Annotated in this window: 16 protein-coding genes and 2 pseudogenes; 9 read left to right on the top strand and 9 right to left on the bottom strand. The window is 57.4% G+C overall.

The genetic code is table 11. The features are described 5' to 3' along the window. Positions 1 to 118 precede the first annotated feature (118 nt). From dksA to AC0V6U_RS13010, 4 genes are all read left to right on the top strand, one after another. Positions 119 to 577 carry an RNA polymerase-binding protein DksA gene (gene dksA, locus AC0V6U_RS13025; protein ID WP_472643582.1) on the top strand — a complete coding sequence of 153 codons (459 nt, stop codon included), beginning with the start codon at positions 119 to 121 and terminating at the stop codon, positions 575 to 577. Between the two features lie 270 nt (positions 578 to 847). Further along, entirely contained in the window at positions 848 to 1,162 is a 315-nt protein-coding gene (locus AC0V6U_RS13020; protein ID WP_486169541.1) for a PilZ domain-containing protein, read from the top strand. 57 nt (positions 1,163 to 1,219) lie between these two features. Next, on the top strand, positions 1,220 to 2,692 hold the full coding sequence (locus AC0V6U_RS13015) for an ABC transporter substrate-binding protein (protein ID WP_472643579.1): 1,473 nt from the start codon (positions 1,220 to 1,222) through the stop codon (positions 2,690 to 2,692). A gap of 18 nt (positions 2,693 to 2,710) precedes the next feature. After that, a complete protein-coding gene (locus AC0V6U_RS13010; protein ID WP_472643578.1) occupies positions 2,711 to 3,127 on the top strand; it encodes a DUF4112 domain-containing protein in 417 nt (138 codons plus the stop codon). 36 nt (positions 3,128 to 3,163) lie between these two features. On the opposite strand, the gene AC0V6U_RS13005 is transcribed toward AC0V6U_RS13010, so the two are convergent. Beyond that, a complete protein-coding gene (locus AC0V6U_RS13005; RefSeq protein ID WP_472645764.1) occupies positions 3,164 to 3,766 on the bottom strand; it encodes an HNH endonuclease in 603 nt (200 codons plus the stop codon). 151 nt (positions 3,767 to 3,917) lie between these two features. Between AC0V6U_RS13005 and gluQRS the strand changes: the two genes are divergently transcribed. The 4 genes and pseudogenes from gluQRS to AC0V6U_RS12985 all read left to right on the top strand — a co-directional run bounded on the left by gluQRS (position 3,918) and on the right by AC0V6U_RS12985 (position 6,522). Beyond that, positions 3,918 to 4,751, top strand: a complete 834-nt coding sequence (gene gluQRS / locus AC0V6U_RS13000) for a tRNA glutamyl-Q(34) synthetase GluQRS (RefSeq protein WP_472643577.1) — start codon at positions 3,918 to 3,920, stop codon at positions 4,749 to 4,751. Between the two features lie 9 nt (positions 4,752 to 4,760). Next, positions 4,761 to 4,991, top strand: coding sequence for a hypothetical protein (locus AC0V6U_RS12995; RefSeq protein ID WP_472640395.1), 231 nt, complete (start codon positions 4,761 to 4,763; stop codon positions 4,989 to 4,991). 25 nt (positions 4,992 to 5,016) lie between these two features. Continuing rightward, a pseudogene (locus AC0V6U_RS12990) lies at positions 5,017 to 5,593 on the top strand (cob(I)yrinic acid a,c-diamide adenosyltransferase). Between the two features lie 59 nt (positions 5,594 to 5,652). Further along, complete coding sequence (locus AC0V6U_RS12985) at positions 5,653 to 6,522, top strand: 3-hydroxyacyl-CoA dehydrogenase family protein (RefSeq protein ID WP_472643576.1); 870 nt, start codon at positions 5,653 to 5,655, stop codon at positions 6,520 to 6,522. Between the two features lie 503 nt (positions 6,523 to 7,025). Here the strand turns inward: AC0V6U_RS12985 and mutS are convergent. Continuing rightward, the gene (gene mutS, locus AC0V6U_RS12980; RefSeq protein WP_472643575.1) at positions 7,026 to 9,662 is read right to left on the bottom strand and encodes a DNA mismatch repair protein MutS; all 2,637 of its coding nucleotides are present in this window, start codon (positions 9,660 to 9,662) and stop codon (positions 7,026 to 7,028) included. A 117-nt stretch (positions 9,663 to 9,779) separates the two neighbouring features. Between mutS and AC0V6U_RS12975 the strand changes: the two genes are divergently transcribed. Then, a complete protein-coding gene (locus AC0V6U_RS12975) occupies positions 9,780 to 12,041 on the top strand; it encodes an NADP-dependent malic enzyme (RefSeq protein WP_472643574.1) in 2,262 nt (753 codons plus the stop codon). Here AC0V6U_RS12975 and AC0V6U_RS12970 read toward each other — a convergent pair. From AC0V6U_RS12970 to ctrA, 7 genes and pseudogenes are all read right to left on the bottom strand, one after another. Beyond that, positions 12,038 to 12,751 carry a DUF3592 domain-containing protein gene (locus AC0V6U_RS12970; RefSeq protein WP_472643573.1) on the bottom strand — a complete coding sequence of 238 codons (714 nt, stop codon included), beginning with the start codon at positions 12,749 to 12,751 and terminating at the stop codon, positions 12,038 to 12,040. The genes AC0V6U_RS12975 and AC0V6U_RS12970 overlap by 4 nt on opposite strands. Continuing rightward, the gene (locus AC0V6U_RS12965) at positions 12,748 to 13,989 is read right to left on the bottom strand and encodes an S-methyl thiohydantoin desulfurase family protein (protein WP_472643572.1); all 1,242 of its coding nucleotides are present in this window, start codon (positions 13,987 to 13,989) and stop codon (positions 12,748 to 12,750) included. Before AC0V6U_RS12965 ends, AC0V6U_RS12970 begins: the two co-directional genes overlap by 4 nt. A gap of 54 nt (positions 13,990 to 14,043) precedes the next feature. Next, positions 14,044 to 14,745 carry a tRNA (guanine(46)-N(7))-methyltransferase TrmB gene (trmB, locus tag AC0V6U_RS12960; RefSeq protein WP_472643571.1) on the bottom strand — a complete coding sequence of 234 codons (702 nt, stop codon included), beginning with the start codon at positions 14,743 to 14,745 and terminating at the stop codon, positions 14,044 to 14,046. Between the two features lie 39 nt (positions 14,746 to 14,784). Next, the gene (locus AC0V6U_RS12955) at positions 14,785 to 15,333 is read right to left on the bottom strand and encodes a hypothetical protein (protein ID WP_472643570.1); all 549 of its coding nucleotides are present in this window, start codon (positions 15,331 to 15,333) and stop codon (positions 14,785 to 14,787) included. Between the two features lie 9 nt (positions 15,334 to 15,342). Further along, complete coding sequence (locus AC0V6U_RS12950; RefSeq protein ID WP_472645805.1) at positions 15,343 to 16,368, bottom strand: hypothetical protein; 1,026 nt, start codon at positions 16,366 to 16,368, stop codon at positions 15,343 to 15,345. A gap of 167 nt (positions 16,369 to 16,535) precedes the next feature. Then, a pseudogene (locus tag AC0V6U_RS12945) lies at positions 16,536 to 16,682 on the bottom strand (LysM peptidoglycan-binding domain-containing protein); the annotation flags it as partial. A gap of 236 nt (positions 16,683 to 16,918) precedes the next feature. Beyond that, positions 16,919 to 17,614, bottom strand: coding sequence for a response regulator transcription factor CtrA (gene ctrA / locus AC0V6U_RS12940; protein WP_472640405.1), 696 nt, complete (start codon positions 17,612 to 17,614; stop codon positions 16,919 to 16,921). Between the last annotated feature and the right edge of the window lie 53 nt (positions 17,615 to 17,667).

Raw genomic sequence — 17,667 nt, 5'->3', positions numbered from 1 at the left:
ACTGCGAGCCTATAGGCCCGCTCAATGCGTTGACTTAGGGGGCCAGCGAAGCGTTTGGAATTTCCGCGCTAAGCGAATTGGGCAGTCTCGCCGAATGCGATTGGGGTAAGAGGACCACATGGCCACTGCGTCGACTGACGATATTGATATTCTAGCAAAAGCGAAGAGTATGCTCGAGCCGGGCTACGTGCCCAGCGACGACGAAGAGTATATGAATGAGCAGCAGCAGAACTATTTCCGCATGCTCCTGCTCGAGTGGAAACGATCAATCCGCGATGCGGCTGATCAAACGCTCCAATCCTTGCAAGACGGCCCGATCAGAGAAGCTGATCTTAATGATCGTGCATCTAGCGAAACCGATTGGGGTATTGAGCTGCGCACGCGTGACCGCCAGCGTAAGCTTGTGGCCAAGATTGAATCTGCCCTGCGCCGTATCGACGAGGGCGAATATGGCTATTGCGAGGTGACCGGCGATCCGATCGGATTGAAGCGCCTGATCGCCCGCCCGGTTGCGACCATGACCGTTGAGGCGCAAGAAGCACATGAGCGCAAAGAGAAAATCTCCCGCGACGACTAAGTGATCGGGCTAAGGAACGGCCCAGAATAAGTGCCAGATTGGGACGCATGCGTTTTCAGGGCTGCTCCTGCGCGTGTGTTAAACAATCATTAGGCACTGCGGCATAGCCCGCGATGTTAGTAGACAGGGCTCGGTATGTTGTTGAGGCAGCGGCGGGGCCAATGAAATGGCAGTTTTGTTTGTGGTGGGCACAGGAGACTTCTTGGAATGACTGGTGTTGAAACTAGGAGTGTGTCGCGAGACAGCCTCTTTCTGCTCGCCGGTATTCGCGTGGAGCAGGCTGGAGACACGCACCGCGTACGCGTGCGCAATCTCTCAGATGGCGGCATGATGGGCGAAGGCAATTTGCGCGTTCAGCCTGGCAACCGGTTGGATATTGAACTGAAAAACATCGGTTCAGTGGCAGGAACAGTCGCTTGGGTCCAAGATGACCGCTTCGGAATTGCCTTCGATGAAGAGATTGATTCTCAGTCCGCTCGAAAGCCTGCCAGCGATGCTGTTCAATCAGATACAGCAAGCCTCAGTGTTCCTCATACGCGCAAAGCACCCGCTGCGCCTGATCCACGAGATTTTCGCAAGGTCTGAGGATTTCCGTCAGCTTCAACGCTGACCGAATGGAAACAACCTGATAGGCTTGCGTTGATGACACGAGTCTTGCTGCTTTTACCTCTCTTTTTCGCGCTTCTGGCCTGCGGTCCCTCTGCGGACGACGGGCCTGTAAAAGTGGTGATCATTGGCGAGCCTCAAAGCCTGATGCAGCAAGGCGTCCGTCTGTCGCCTGCCGCCCAGCATTTACGCGCATCGACCCACGAGGGCTTGGTTGCTCTCGACCCGACTGGCCAAATTCTCCCGGCAATTGCAGAGCGCTGGATCGTCACTGACGATGGATTGAGCTATATTTTCCGCTTGCGAGAAGCGACCTGGCCGGACGGTGAGGCGATTACAGCTCAGGATATCAGGCTCCAGCTGCGCGATCTTTTGCGCCGTCTTGAGGGCACCTCACTTGGCCTCGATCTGGCGAAAGTTACCGAAATCCGGGCCATGACAGGCCGGGTGATCGAAATACGATTGAGCAGTCCTATGCCCGAGTTCCTAAGGCTCATGGCGCAGCCCGAGCTTGGCTTTGTGCACGAGGGCAGTGGGACGGGACCGATGATTGTCTCCAGTGATGAAGAGACCCCGCTGCTCGCCCGTTTGAACGCTCTACCGCCTCAAGAGCGCGGACTGCCCGCGCGCCAGGATTGGGAAGAAAATGCTCGGCCCATTCTCGTACGCGCCATGTCCGAAGAGCGCGCGGTGGCTGCGTTTTCCAACGGTGATGTTGATATTTTGCTGAATGGCCAATTGATCAGCTTCCCCTTGGCGCAGCTTGGCCCGCTGTCGCGTGGTAATATCCGAGTTGATCCAGCGGCTGGCCTGTTTGGCTTTGCGATCCGCAACGATGATGGCGTCTTGGCAACGCCCGCCTTGCGAGAAGCTCTGTCGATGTCGATTGATCGCGATGCGCTGATCGAGCCGTTCAGTCTGGGCGGCTGGCAATCGACCAGCTGGGTACTGCCGTTAGAGCTGCTGGAGCCAGTCACCACCGGGGATGAAAGGTGGCAAGACCTCTCGCTCGCTCAGCGCCGCAGTGTTGCGTCGCGCCGGATTACCAGTTGGGAAACCGAGAACGGTGCAGAGGCTGTGCTGCGCGTGGGACTGCCCTCTGGCCCAGGCGGCGATTTGCTGTTCAATCAATTGGCGGCCGACTGGGAGACGGTGGGCCTTAGGCTGATCAAGATGGAGCCTGGCACTGGCGCTGACCTGGAGCTGAGAGACCGGCTGGCGCGCTATTCCTCGCCGCGCTGGTATCTTAATCAATTCAACTGCGAGCTTGAAATCGGGTTATGCTCTGAGGCAGCTGACCAATTGGTGGCGCAGTCGCTTACGTCGCGCGACCCGCGCGAAAAGGCGCTGCTATTGGCGCAAGCGCACGCGACCATGGTGGCAGAAGAGGTGTTTATTCCGCTTGGCGTGCCCGTGCGTTGGTCGTTGGTTCGGGGCACCGTCAATGCCTACCAACCCAACCAATGGGGCGTGCACCCCTTGTTCCCGCTCTCACAACCCACCATTTAGGGGGTAAGGAGAGACACTATGGATGGGCCAGAACGACCACAGGCGATGAATTTCGCCCTACCAACCGGCACGGATCCTGAGTCCGTGCGGCAACGCGTGGTCGCGATGGAAAGCCTACTGGAGCGCACTTTTCGCGTGCCAGGCGTTAATATGCCCATCGGGCTGGATGCGCTGGTAGGGTTGATCCCAGTGGTCGGTGATCTCGTCACCACGGCGCTTGGCGCCTATATTATTTGGGAAGCGCGCAACCTTAAGCTTCCTAAATGGAAGCTGTGGCGCATGGGCGCCAATGTTGCGTTCGATACCGCAATTGGCTTGCTGCCGGTGGTCGGGGACGCAGCCGATTTCCTTTACCGCTCGAACTCGAAAAACCTGCGCATCATCATCAAGCACCTCGATACGCATCACCCAGAGACCCGGGTGATTGAGGGCTAACGGAAGATAGCGTGGTTTGAGTTTTGAACCGGCCCGCTAGGCCTCTAGTTCGATGTCCCAATAGAGCCAATCCCGCCACGTCTCATGCAGATAGTTGGGCGGGAACATTTTGCCATATTGCTGCAAATGCCAGCTGGTCGGGCGAATTGGCTTCATCATCAAGCTCATATGAGCCTGCTTAGGCGTGCGGCCGCCCTTCTTCATATTGCACGGTGCACAGGCAGTGGTGATGTTCTCCCACGTCGTCTTTCCGCCTAGCCGGCGCGGGATAACATGATCGAACGTCAGGTTCTGTCCGGATCCCTGACCCTGCCCGCAATACTGGCACTGAAATCTGTCGCGCAAGAACAGATTGAACCGTGTGAAGGCGGGAAACTCGCTTTGCTTCACATATTGCCTGAGCGCGATGACGCTCGGAATTTTCATGTCCAGCGAGGGTGAATGAACCTCGCGGTCATAGCTCGCGACAATGTCTACCCGGTCTAAAAACACCGCTTTGATCGCGGTTTGCCAAGGCCACAGGCTCAAAGGGTAATAAGACAGCGGGGTGTAATCCGCGTTGAGCACAAGCGCAGGGCATGCCGACGGATTGCATGTCGGGTCTTCGTCGGCACTGCGAAAGCGCGCCACTCGCTCCATCAATTCGGCTTTGAACACGTTTGTGATCCTTTCCGATTGCCATGAGAATGCCGTGGCAGGCGAAATAGTCAAACCCATGACGTGCCGGGTTTCCACAAGGATTTTGGGTGGCCTCGCGCTTCTGCCGACACTGTGGCAGTGAATTGCCGCGATGATTGTCACACGATTTGCCCCTAGCCCCAATGGGCATTTGCACCTTGGCCATGCCTATTCTGCGATCACCGCGCATGATTTGGCAAAGGACGCCGGGGGCACATTTCTGCTGAGGATTGAGGATATCGACGGTGCCCGGTCGCGGCCAGAGCTGGCGGATGAGTTTCGCCGTGATCTCGAATGGCTTGGGCTGGAATGGCAGGAAGTGACGGCGCAGTCGCAGCGCATTGAAAGCTACCAAGCCGCTGCACAGAAATTGCAGGACGCAGGACTGCTCTATCCATGCACATGCACCCGATCAGAGATTCAGCGCGCGCAGCAGGCGGCCGGGATCGAAGGCGGACTTTATCCCGGAACGTGCAAGGGGCGAGACAATCTCGACTTGGAGAGGCCGCATTGTCTGCGGCTCGATCTGGACAAAGCAATGGCCAGCGTCGGCGAATTGATCTGGACGGATGAACATGCCGGATCAGTGATTGTCGATCCGCGCGATTTTGGTGATGTTGTGATCATGCGCAAGGATGAGCCTGCCAGCTATCATTTGGCCGCGACGCTTGATGATGCTGCGGACGGGGTGACTTTGGTAACCCGCGGCTCCGATCTCTTTTCAGCGACCCATATTCATCGCCTATTGCAAGAGCTTCTGGGTCTCCCCGTACCGCATTGGCATCATCACCAGCTCCTGCTCGACGAGCAAGGCAAGAAGCTTGCGAAAAGGCGCGGTTCGCCTTCGCTTGCTGACATGCGAGAGCAGGGCGAGGATGGTCTCTTGCTGGCAGAGCAATTGCGGTTGCAACGTTTGCCGGGTGGTATCTCACTGGAAAGCGCCTAAATACTGCGCATGACATATTTTCTTATAGCTGTTCTGGCCGTTCTTAGTGTTCTGGTGCTTGTGTCACTCGTTCGCGGTATTATCGCTTTCTTGAAGACGACGAAGATCGATCTGGAGACGGGTGAGGGCGAAACCGCCACCGATATGCAATTGCTACAAAACAAAGCGATGTTTGCGCGGATCAAATATCAGGCGCTGGCAATCTTGGTTGTGGCGATCATTCTGGTTGTAGCCCGCTAGGCTAGGCGCAGGGGCGCAAAGAGACGTGGTAAAACTCAACAAGATTTACACCCGCACTGGGGACGATGGCACAACCGGCCTGGTTGATGGATCGCGTGCGGCAAAGCACTCAGCGCGAGATCTCGGCCATTGGCCGCGTGGATGAAGCCAACAGCGCGATCGGCCTTGCGGCATGCCATTTGGCTGAGGGGCCGCATAAGCAGCTCCTCACTCGGGCGCAGAACGATCTGTTTGATCTCGGCGCCGACCTTGCCACTCCGAGTGAAGATGGTGATTTTACGCCGTCAGAAATGGTACTTCGGATTGTCCCTGCTCAAGTGACTTGGCTCGAGGATCAGATTGATGGTCTGAATGAAGAGCTTGAGCCGCTGACCAGCTTTGTGCTCCCCGGTGGCAGTGAAGCAGCCGCGCGCACCCATGTTGCCCGGGCTTCGGCTCGTGCGGCCGAGCGGGCGATGACCCGGCTTTCAGAGCATGATGCCGTGAACCCATCAGCGCTTGCTTATATTAACCGCCTGTCCGATTGCTTGTTTGTGCTCGCCCGTGTGCTCAACGACAATGGCCGCGCCGATGTTAAGTGGGTGCCGGGAGCTAATCGCTAGCCAAGCGTGAATTGCGCCGCTAACACGCGCTCTTTGCTGCACTTGCGAAGGGATCATTCATGCGGACAATAGCGGTCATTGGAGCCGGGCAAATGGGCACCGGCATTGCTCAAACCATTGCTCAGCATGGCATGCCGGTGATGCTGTCTGACGTGGATTTGGCCCGCGCTGAAGCAGGTAAGACCGCGATTGAGAAGGCTCTTGTGAAGCTGGTTGGGCGCGGAAAGATCGAAGCGGATGCAGCCGAGACTTTGCTCACCAAGGTCACGCCAATTGGCGACTATGAGCCTATGAGCGAAGCGGGTCTGATTATTGAGGCCGCTACAGAGCAAGAAGCGATCAAGCAGGCCATTTTCGAGCGCGCGGGCAAAGTCCTTGCCAGCGATGCGATCATGGCCAGCAACACCAGTTCTATCCCGATCACACGCATGGCGAATTACTCGCCCGATCCAGCGCGTTTTATCGGACTGCACTTCTTCAATCCTGTACCGGTAATGGGCCTGATTGAGGTTATCCCTGGTCTTGCGACCTCAAAGGATACGACCGATCAAATCACGGCATTTGCCGAAGGTTTGGGCAAGGAAGTGGTTCTGAGCCAGGATGAGCCAGGCTTCGTCGTCAATCGCATCTTGCTGCCTATGATTAATGAGGCGGTGTTTGTTCTGGGTCAGTCGACGGCTGGCATTGAGGACATCGACAAGGGATGCCGCTTGGGCCTCAACCACCCGATGGGACCGTTGCAACTTGCTGATTTTGTTGGGCTCGACACATGCCTTGATATTATCAAGGTGCTCTACAAGACGACGCGCGATACGAAATATCGGCCTGCACCGCTGCTCGTGAAATATGTTGAGGCAGGTTGGCTGGGGCGCAAGACTGGCCGCGGCTTTTATGATTATGCAGGCGAAGCGCCAGTTCCTACGCGGTAGGTGCGGTGCTGAGCTTTGAGTATCATTCCAGATATCTATTGGCCTCCAAACCGAGACTATGGAACCGGTGTCAATAGTCCTTGTGGCATAATCTCACGCTCTTGCTCTGTTGGAATCAGGCGACCAGAGTCGCGGAGCCTAGACGCGTCACCGGGACCTCTTGGCGTAATTACCTGTGTAGTTCCAACCTGAGAGGAGCGATTTGGATTTGGGTCAAGTCCGTTTGTGTCGTCGATCAGCTCTGAATCACTAGCAAAGTCCCCAATTGCTTAGCTGGTCGCTTGATGCAGGGTTGGGTATTCTCCGTGTGGTAGGCCGCTTTGCCGAATTTCCAACCGCTTCACTTTCCACGCGCTCTTTTCCCGCCGATTCTGCGGCACCTGAGCTTGTTGAGAGTGAACTGCCAAATATTGCAACGCCGCCTACAACGATGGCAGCAAAAGCAAAGATCGGTTTATAGTTATCGAGTGTCGCCATAATGAGTCTGCGATACTTGAGCTTGGTTAAGGTTTAGTGGACGTCAATTCACGCTTTAAATCATAAAGAAAATCAAGTGCTTCTCGCGGTGACAAAGCATCGAGATCAGCGCTTTCCAATTTTTCTTTCAAGATATCGCCAGGCTCAAGCTCTTTGCGCTCGTCCGCCAGAGCCGCATTAGCAAAAAGCGGCAACTCGCCCAGCCCAGCGGCGATGCCTCCGGTTTCCGCCCGGGCTGCCTCTAGTTTTTGCAGCACTTGCTTGGCTCGCTTTACAACTGGCGCAGGGACGCCTGCCAATTTTGCGACAGCAAGCCCATAAGAGCGGTCAGCCGGACCTTCAGATACCTCATGAAGCAACACCAGATCGCCTTTCCACTCGCGCGCCTTCACATGATGCAAAGACAAAGCTTTGCAGCTATCGGCAAGGCGGGCTAGCTCGTGGTAATGGGTTGCGAACAAACAGCGGCAAGCAATCTTGGAATGCACCGCCTCGACCACTGACCAAGCGAGAGCCAAGCCATCGTAGGTCGATGTTCCGCGGCCGACCTCATCCAGAATAACAAAGCTGCGTTCGGTGGCTTGCGACAAGATCGCGGCGGTTTCGACCATCTCCACCATAAACGTAGAGCGGCCCCGCGCGAGATTGTCTGATGCGCCGACGCGGCTGAACAGCCGGTCGACCAGGCCGATGGTTGCTGACTGTGCCGGAACATATCCGCCAGCCTGCGCCATTAGGACGATCAGCGCGTTCTGCCTCAGAAAGGTCGATTTACCGCCCATATTCGGGCCGCCAATCAACCATAGGCGGTCTTGGTGCGCTAGGCTGCAATCATTCGCGACGAAGCGGTCATTGGTCTTGGTCAAGGCAGCTTCAACAACCGGGTGGCGGCCAGCGGTGATCGCAAGTTCGGTCGTACCGGCGATCTCAGGCTTGCACCAATCACCCTCCGCCGCTCGCTCCGCCTGTCCAGCTGCAACATCAATCCGGGCCAATGCCGCCGCTGTTTGCGCAATCGCTTTTTGAGAGGCGATCACTGCGCTGGTGAGCTCTTCAAAATGCGCTTCTTCAGCGGTCAATGCGCGGCCGCCAGCCTCAGCGATCCGAGTCGCTTCTTCGTGCAGAGACACCGAATTGAACCGCACGGCACCTTTCATAGTCTGCCGATGGGTAAAGCCGCTGTCCTGCTCCATCAGAACGTCGCCATGCCGGCTGGGCACCTCGATGAAATAGCCAAGCACACCGTTGTGCTTAATCTTGAGCGAGGCAATTCCCGTCTCGTCGCGGTATCTCGCCTCCATTGCGGCGATCGCCTTGCGCGCATTACCAGAAACTTGCCGCAGCTCGTCCAGTCCGACGTCATAGCCATCAGCGATATAGCCGCCACCAGATCGCTCGGTCGGAGGGGCGGCAACGAGCGCATTGGTGAGCAAATCCACCAGGGCGCTGTGGCCAGTGAGATGGGGCATGAGTTGCTTAAGCAGGACCGGGTGGTCGCTCTGCCTGGCGAGCGTTTCGTGAAGCAGCCGGGCATCTCTTAGGCCATCGCGCACCTGGCCCAAATCTCGCGGACTTCCTCGGCCAGCCACCACTCGGCCTAGGGCGCGGCCAATATCGGGCAGGGCGCGCAGAGCCTCGCGCAGGTCCGCACGGTCAATCGGCTGGCCGTGCCAGAACTGAACGAGGGCCAGGCGCTCTTCAATCGCAGATTGGTCAAGCAATGGTGAGCCCAAGTCTTCCGCGAGCTGCCGAGCGCCAGCTCCAGTAACGCAGCGGTCGATTGCCGCGATCAGGCTGCCGCTGCGCGATCCATCCTGAGACCGCAAGATTTCGAGGCTCGCGCGGGTCGCCTCGTCCATTACCATTCCTTCGGCACCGCACCGTGAGACTGGCGGGAGGAGCATGGGCAGATTGCCGCGGCCGACATGTTCAAGATAGCTGATCAGACCCGCTGCTGCCGCCAACATCGCGCGCGAGAAATCGCCAAACCCATCCAATGTTGCAACGCCGTGAAGCTTACGCAGCCGCTCCGAGCCATCGTCGCTTGAAAAATCACCTTTTGGCCGAGATGTGAATTCATCCGGGCCATGCGCCCAGTCTTCCGGCGCAACGATTTCGTTCGCGCCAAGTCGGGCCAAATAGGCACCCAGCATTTCCGGCTTGCATTCTTCTAGCACCACGATCCCGGTGGAGATGTCGCAACTGGCCAAACCAATCGCGCCGCGCACATCGGCCAAAGCTACGAGCAAATTGGCATTGCGCGGCTCCAGCAAGGCTTCTTCGGTAAGCGTCCCGGCGGTCACAAAGCGGACAATGTCGCGTTTGACGAGCGCTTTGGAAGAGGGAGTGCCTTCCTTCTTGGCCCGTATTTTGGCTTCTTCAGGCGTTTCGACCTGCTCTGCAATTGCGACCCGGCAACCGCCTTTGATCAAGCGCGCCAGATAGCTGTCGGCGGAGTGTACCGGAACGCCGCACATCGGCACTGGCTCGCCGCCATGTTCTCCGCGTGTGGTGAGGGCGATATCGAGGATTGCCGATGCAGTCTTAGCGTCATCGAAAAACAGCTCGAAAAAATCGCCCATTCGATAGAACAGCAAACAATCACCCGCCTCTTGTTTGAGGGCGAGGAATTGCTCCATCATCGGTGTCGTTTTTCCGGCCATGAATAAGGCCTAGCCACCCCCGCAGCGATTCGGAACGGTCCCTAGGTCCCTTTCCCCTATCGTTTGCATCGTTAGGTCGCTAAGCGCTGGATAGAAATCGATTTGGGAGACCTCCAGATGGCCGATGACCGGCAAGTCACATTCACGACCCGCGAAGCCCTGTTTTATCACGAGACAATCCGCCCGGGTAAAATTGAAATTGTGGCGTCCAAGCCGATGGCGTCGCAGCGTGATCTTAGTCTCGCTTATTCGCCTGGAGTTGCTGCGCCGGTTGAAGCGATTGCGGCTGATCCCAGTCTCGCGGCCCGCTACACAGCTCGATCAAATCTGGTCGCGGTCATTTCTAATGGCACCGCGATCCTCGGGCTTGGCAATCTTGGCGCGCTGGCTTCAAAGCCGGTGATGGAGGGCAAGGCGGTCCTCTTCAAACGTTTTGCTGATGTGGACTCAATTGATATCGAACTGGCGACCGAGGACCCTCAGGCGTTCATCGATGCCGTTGCGTTGATGGAACCTACCTTTGGCGGGATCAATCTGGAAGATATCAAGGCGCCTGAGTGCTTTATCATCGAGCAGGCGCTGCGCGAGCGGATGAATATCCCGGTGATGCATGATGACCAGCACGGCACCGCGATTATCACCGCGGTCGGCTTGCTCAACGCCTGCCATTTGACTGACCGGGACGTGAAAGACGTAAAGATCGTCGTCAATGGCGCCGGAGCCGCGGCGATTGCTTGCACCGCGCTGATGAAGGCAATGGGCGTTGCTCATGAGAATGTAATCATGTGCGATCGCACTGGCCCGATCACGCCTGGGCGCGACAATGTGGATCAGTGGAAGAGCGCACACGCAGTTGAGACAGATGCGACCAATTTGGAAGAGGCTTTGGTCGGAGCTGACATTTTCCTCGGCCTATCGGCGGCTGGTGCTTTGAAGCCGGAATGGGTGAAGAAGATGGCGGATAAGCCGATCATCTTTGCCATGGCCAATCCCGTTCCGGAAATTATGCCAGATGAAGCGCAGGCAGTGCGCCCTGATGCGATCATTGCCACGGGTCGTTCGGACTTTCCGAACCAAGTGAACAATGTGCTGGGCTTCCCCTTCATTTTCCGCGGCGCACTTGATGTGCAGGCCACCACAATCAATGAGGAAATGAAAATTGCTGCCGCTAATGCGATTGCTGAGCTGGCTCGCAAGCAAGTGCCCGAAGAGGTCTCTAGTGCCTATGGCAAGAACCAGAAGTTCGGCAAAGACTACATCATCCCGGCGCCGTTTGATCCGCGCCTGATCGAGGTGGTTTCCTCCGCGGTGGCAAAAGCCGCAATGGATTCCGGCGTCGCGCAGGCGAAGATTGAAGACCTTGACGCCTATCGCCACGCGCTGAAATCGCGCCTCAATCCAACAACCGCCGTCCTCACAGGCACCTATAACGAGGCGAAAGCCAATCCGAAGCGGATGGTGTTCGCCGAGGCGGAAGAGGATGTGGTTCTGCGCGCGGCCATTCAGTTTCGCGATTTTGGATATGGCACCCCAGTCCTGGTGGGCCGCACGAAGGCGGTGGTCGACAAGCTGCACCAATTGTCGGTGTCTGATCCGGGCAGCTTTGAGATTCAGAACTCGGCGACGTCAGAACATGTCCCAGCGATGGTGGACTATCTCTACAAGCGCTTGCAGCGCAAAGGCTACACGGAGCGCGATGTCCGCCGGATGGTCAACCAAGAGCGTAACGTCTTTGCGGCCCTGCTGGTTGCGCTGGGGCACGGGGATGGGATGATCTCTGGCCTAACCCGGACATTCGCCCAGACGGCCCGTGAGGTGAACCTAGTGCTCGACAAGAAGCCAGGAGCATTGCCGTTTGGTGTGCACATGATGATCGGCAAGAACCACACAACGTTTCTCGCCGACACGACCATTAACGAGCGTCCAGGCGCGGAAGAGCTTGCGCATATCGCCAAGGAAACGGCTGCCGTTGCGCGGCGCATGGGGCATGAGCCGCGGGTCGCGTTCCTTTCCTATTCGACATTTGGGAATCCGTCGGGCCAATGGCTTGGCAATATTCGCGAAGCTGTTGCGATCCTCGACCGTGAAGACCCCGGCTTTGAGTATGAAGGCGAGATGGCGCCGGATGCCGCGCTCAATCCGAAAGTGATGGAGCTCTATCCGTTCAGCCGCCTGTCTGCGCCTGCCAATGTGCTCATCATGCCTGGCCTGCAATCGGCCAATCTCTCTGCCAAATTGCTAAGAGAATTGGCCGGGAATAACACCATTGGACCAATGCTGATCGGTATGGAAAAGCCGGTGCAGATCGTGCCGATGACCGCCATTGCGCCGGATGTTCTGACGTTGGCAGTGCTCGCGAGCGCAGGTGTGGTGGGCTAAACCCAGTCTTTGTCCTCAAGCCAATTTGAGAGATCAACGAAGTAGTGGGTAGGGTCGTCTGGGTTGACCAGAACAGGCACAGGTTCGCCAGCAAGTGTGCTTGAGAGATCGGGCCAAACAGCTTCGCTCTCGAATTTGGTTGGTTCGCGTGATGAGCCAACCTTGCCAGTGACTACGATGCGGTAGGGATGGTGACGCCTGATATCGATTGAATCGTCAGGATAAGAGGCTTGGAATTCGCCGTCGATCCAAATGCCGTTCTTCTCTAGCCAAGCCGCGCGTTTGCGCTGCTTGCGATAGTTCAGCACCGAGCCTGCTCCAAGGCCGCTGAAGGCCAGTCCCAGTGCGCCGAACAGAAACGGCAAAAGGAAACGCTGCCGAGTGCTATCGATTTTTGCGAGCTCGGGGTTATGCGGATCGTAAAGAACGTCCACCGATTCCCCCAGCGAAAACTCGTTTGGGCTGCTGCTGACAGAAGCGGTGAAGCTTCGTTCTGCTCCGTCCTTATCAGTCCATCGAACCACCGGAGCGTAGCCAGCCTGTGTATCGATGGTATCGCGCGCCACGAACTCAATGACTGTGCCAGTGGCTCGTGTGCCAGTCGCGGAGAGATTCAGATCAATGAAAAGTGCAATCGCTGCAAAAATAGTGAATGCGACGCCTAGGCCAAACAGGATAATCTCATTCCAGGGTTTGGCGATCCGTATCACGCGGCACCTGAGACGAGCTCTTCGATCGGCACATAGTCCAGATCATAACCAACGTAGCGCGGGCTGAAGACCGCCAGGCCCGCTTCGCTGCGCCAGATTGGATCGCTTTTAAAACCTAGCACAGCAATAGATTGCCCATTCTCATAGTCCGGGTTGACCACTCCATCGCCGCTCTCGAGGTCGATCAGGCTGATAAGATCGGGGCAAGTGGCGACGACGACGCCATCTCGGCGGGCGATGAGATGCTCGTTCTTCACGTCAGTTTCGAAGGATTGGCCTACGAAATCGCCGGTTCCGTCCAGCGTCACTTTGCCTTGCAGAAACCCGTCCTGATCGGCCCATTCGGTGCCCGCGACCACGCCTGTGAAGAGCAAGTAGCCATCACCAGCGGCGCGCGCGGCTTCGATAGGATCATTGCCGGCCGCCTTGGCTTCGCGCACTGCCTTACCGATCGATATCGCCAAGGAGAGGCTGCCAGTAACCAGCGTGCCTTCCGTCTTGGCTTGCTTGCCCGTGATAGGCGAATCTGCGACGCCGCACTCGCGGCTAACAACGGCCACACTGCGCAAAATGTCTTCTGCGCGGGTGGGATCGCCCAGAGTACCGATCACCATCTCATCGCCAAACGGTGTGGCCGCGCCAATTGGTGTAAGCGGAACGCCCGCGACTTTTACCGAATGCTGGTTGATCTCTGGAACAGCGCGCCCGACGGTGTCGGCATCGAGCGCGGGGACACCAAGCCGGGCTGCTATCGATAGACCTTCGGCCAGGCTTAGCGGGCCAATCTCTCCAAGGATGACGCCTGCAAATTTCTGATCCAGATGCCGCTCCAGTGCTTCGAATGCGGCTTGCACAGGCTCTTCGACCTGATTTTCGATCGCATCCAGCCGTGCCTGCATGTCTTCACTTGTTGGCGCGAGGCTGGCCAAGCCATAGGGGCAGGCGACGCGGTCATCATCGGCGAGGCCTGAGACTGGAATCGCGCTGAACTTGTGGCCAGCTGCCAGGTCTGAGGCAATCAACTCGCGTGCCTCGGAGAGGCTGCCGCCGCCGCCCGTGCCGAGATAGGAGCTGCCGACCAGCGCATCTTCAAGCGCTTCAACGTCGAGCAATCTGCCGCCTTGATCGAGCGCTGCGGCAATCCGGTCACCGCCCGAACTGCTTGTGATCTCACTGCAAGCCGAAAGCGCGCCCGCGCCGATTGCCACTCCTGCCAGAAATTGTCGCCGCGCTACCATTTTGCCCCCTAAGTTATGAGCCAAGTCTGGCGCAGCGGAGCTATGAAAGCAAATTCAGCGTTTGCGGTAGCGGAAATACCAAACTTCGTGCTCGAACACCTCGCGCGCTTTCTTTTCATAGCGCGTTTCTGGCCAGCCCGATGGTCGGTTTTGGAAGCTCTCCGGACCATCGGTCACCCATTCCAGGCGATCTGAAAATCGCTGCATCACCATGAGGGCATGGCGCAGGTAAATCGCATGGTCGGTCCCGAAGCGGAATTCTCCTCCGGGTTTGAGTTTGTCCGCGATCATGGCAATCGGGCCGTCATTGACCATGCGCCGCTTTGCGTGGCGCGCCTTTGGCCAGGGATCGGGGTGCAGCAAATACACCATGGTCAGAGCGCCATCGGGAATTCGGCTGAGCACATCGAGCGCATCGCCAGCATGCAGGCGGACATTGGTCAGCCCTTGATCATCGACATGCCCAAGCGCGGCTGCCACGCCGTTCATGAACGGCTCTGCGCCGATCAATCCATGGTTCGGCAGCAAATCGGCGCGGTAAGCAAGGTGCTCTCCGCTGCCAAAGCCGATTTCAAAGTGCATCGGGCAATCCTGGCCGAACAGCCTCTCCGCAGTGACTGGACCTTCGGCTGGTACGGCAATGCCAGGCAGCAAATCATCGACCAAGCCTTGCTGGCGCGCGCGCAGGGGTTTGCCGACGCTGCGGCCGTACAAACGGTTGAGTGTCGTGGGATCGCCTTCTTTGTGCGCAGTCATGTGCCTCCGCTAGAAAGAGCGCGCGCCTGTGTCCAGTGTTCAGTCCGCGACAGTCACTTCCATCGGCGCGTTATTGTAGTCCATCGGGAAAACTGATGCGGTGAATTGGCCTTCGACATAGAGCACAATGCCAGCGGTCCTTTTGGCGATTTGCATCTGGCCATACTCATCGATCCGCTGCCAGCGATCAGCCGCCTCTAGCTTTGCCCGGTCCATAAAGCTGGGGCTTAGGGCGGAGCACGCCTCATCGAACCACAGTATCTCCTGTGCAGGATAGCCTGGGTATGTGAAATTGATCTGGCAGGCTGAGCGATCCCCGCGTTTCACGTCGGTTAGGGAAATGATCCGGGCTTCGCTCTCGATTGGTGCGCCTGCCCTGTCAGGCGGCGGTAGAGCAGGGGAGCCTGTTCGCTTGATCTCTGCCGAACTTTGCTCGTCCGGCGGAGCTTCGGCCAAGGGCGCCGGATCCGCAGACGCGGTTTGCGCAGCGCTCTCATCCTTCGTCAGAGCGCCTGCATCCGAGCATGCAGCCACAATAAACGGCAGCGCGGCGAGCGCAAGATATCGAAGGCGATTGAGGCGTCTCATTGCGGCAGCTTAGTCTGGATCAAATTCGATATGAAGGTGGTTGTTGGCCGGATTGTTTGGGAACACTTCAAACAGCACATCGTAATCTGGCCCCACTGCCTCACTCACGGCATCTCGCAGGGCCCTTCCTTGAGCAAGGGTCAGATTGTTGCCTCGGAAATCGAGCGCTTTGTTCTCATAATGGAGGGAGTTCTCGCTATGCCGCGCGTCATTGCCGCTTGTTATGACCGGCTGAGGCAAGCCGAGCTGCTGCGCTGCTGCGGCCACAGCACGGATCGCTGGGTCCATGGATGAGTGCAGCTGGGATAGGTTCACACTGCTACTCTTGATGGCTACGCCCACTTCGGCGGCAAGCACTCTACCGTTGAAGGGGCCAGTGACAGGTTCAGGTGTGGGCTGCGCCACGCTGACTGAATCCGGCAAGCCCACTCTGAATTCGCCGGGTCGATAACGTTCGAGATCCGGCGTCGTGCCGTGACGGTGAATGGCGTCGCCTCGCCCCAGTACGGGTCCGTCAAGCGCATTGATCCAGCCCAAATTGACTGAATCGGAATAGTTCGGATTGGCGTAATTGAGGTGCGATCCGATTGAGGATTCTCTGCCCTGAGCGCGTTCAGCGAGATAGCTGTCCACCAATTGATCAACGCGCGCGCTCACCTGAGCCATGGGGATCTGCTCGACGGAGGTGCGTCCATCGGGCCAAGACACAGGGCCGTTGATGTCGGAGAATTGATACGGCGCGTTCGCCACATCAGCGACTGTCTCGCCCCAACGCCCTGAGGCGGTGCGATTGAGCAGAGTGTCGATGATGCCATGCGCCTGGGCGTTTCCGGCGGACTGCACCCACTCGGTTTGAAGGACGCGCTTCAAATTGTTGACGTCCGCCTGAGACAGGCTGAGGGTCTCTCCGTTGAAGTTTGTCTCGCCAACGGCTCCAACATCGCTTGGGCCTGTGACAGGGGGCGTTCCATTGCCAGAGCCTTCAACCCCAACTTGCGGCGCTGAGGGCGCCGAAGGAGCAGCCGCTCTTGCCATGCCGGCAGAATAATCTCTTGGCCCGGGAAAATAAGGTTGGCGTTGCGGATTTGAGGATTGGCATTCAGCACAGCTTGCAAGGATAGGCCCGCGCTTCGGGCGATGACGGCCAAGGTGTCGCCTCTTGCAACGGTGTGAGTGCTGGTCCCTGCGCCAGGCACGCTAAGAGTGTCGCCGACATATATCCGGTTAGGGTTGGAGATCCCATTCGCTCTCACCAGCGTCGCCACATCGGTTCCAAATCGCTGCGCAATGCTGCTGAGCGTGTCACCGCTGCGAATCGTGTAGCTGCTCTGAGCGCTCGCGCTTTGCATCGCTGCGGCGATACGGCCGGTGTCGTTAGAAATATGCTGAGTGACTGCGTTTACCATGACAATACCTCCATGGCTGAGATTGCTCTCATAGTGATCGCGCCCTGTATCTATACGATTCGTAGAGATTGCGGCGGGGCGAGCTCAGAGCACGGCAAGCATAGCAAAACGCCCGGAGCATCGCTGCCCCGGGCGTTTCTTGTTCCCGTCCCAGAAGACTGGAGAATTCGTTTAGGCGCTTAAGCGGCCTCTGCTTCCGCATCCGGATCGCGCAGCACATAGCCGCGGCCCCAGACCGTTTCGATGTAGTTTTCGCCGCCGCAAGCATGGCTCAATTTCTTGCGCAGCTTACAGATGAAAACGTCGATGATTTTGAGTTCAGGCTCGTCCATTCCGCCGTAAAGGTGGTTGAGGAACATTTCCTTGGTGAGCGTCGTGCCTTTGCGCAGGCTCAAGAGCTCAAGCATGGCGTATTCTTTGCCGGTCAGGTGAACGCGGGCGCTGTCGACTTCAACAGTCTTCGCATCGAGGTTCACGGCAAGCTTGCCAGTGCGGATGATTGATTGGCTGTGGCCCTTGGAGCGGCGCACAACAGCATGGATGCGAGCAACCAACTCTTCGCGGTGGAATGGCTTGGTGACATAGTCATCAGCGCCAAATCCGAAGCTGCGGATCTTGCTGTCCATTTCGGCAATGCCTGAAAGGATCAAAACCGGTGTCTGCACTTTCGCGACACGCAGTTTCTTCAGCACGTCATATCCGTGCATGTCTGGGAGGTTCAGGTCGAGCAGGATGATGTCGTAATCATACAACTTACCTAGATCCAAGCCTTCTTCGCCGAGGTCGGTCGAATAGACATTGAAGCCCTCTGTCGTGAGCATAAGCTCAATTGCTTTGGCCGTTGTTGGCTCGTCCTCAATCAAGAGCACACGCATTGCTGGTCCCCTATATACCCAGATCATCGTAACAAAGTGTCACGGTAACTCCT

The sequence above is a fragment of the Erythrobacter sp. W36 genome, from assembly GCF_057364935.1.
The sequence above is the reverse complement of the archived record's forward strand: the minus strand, read 5'-3'. Positions and strand labels throughout refer to the sequence as shown.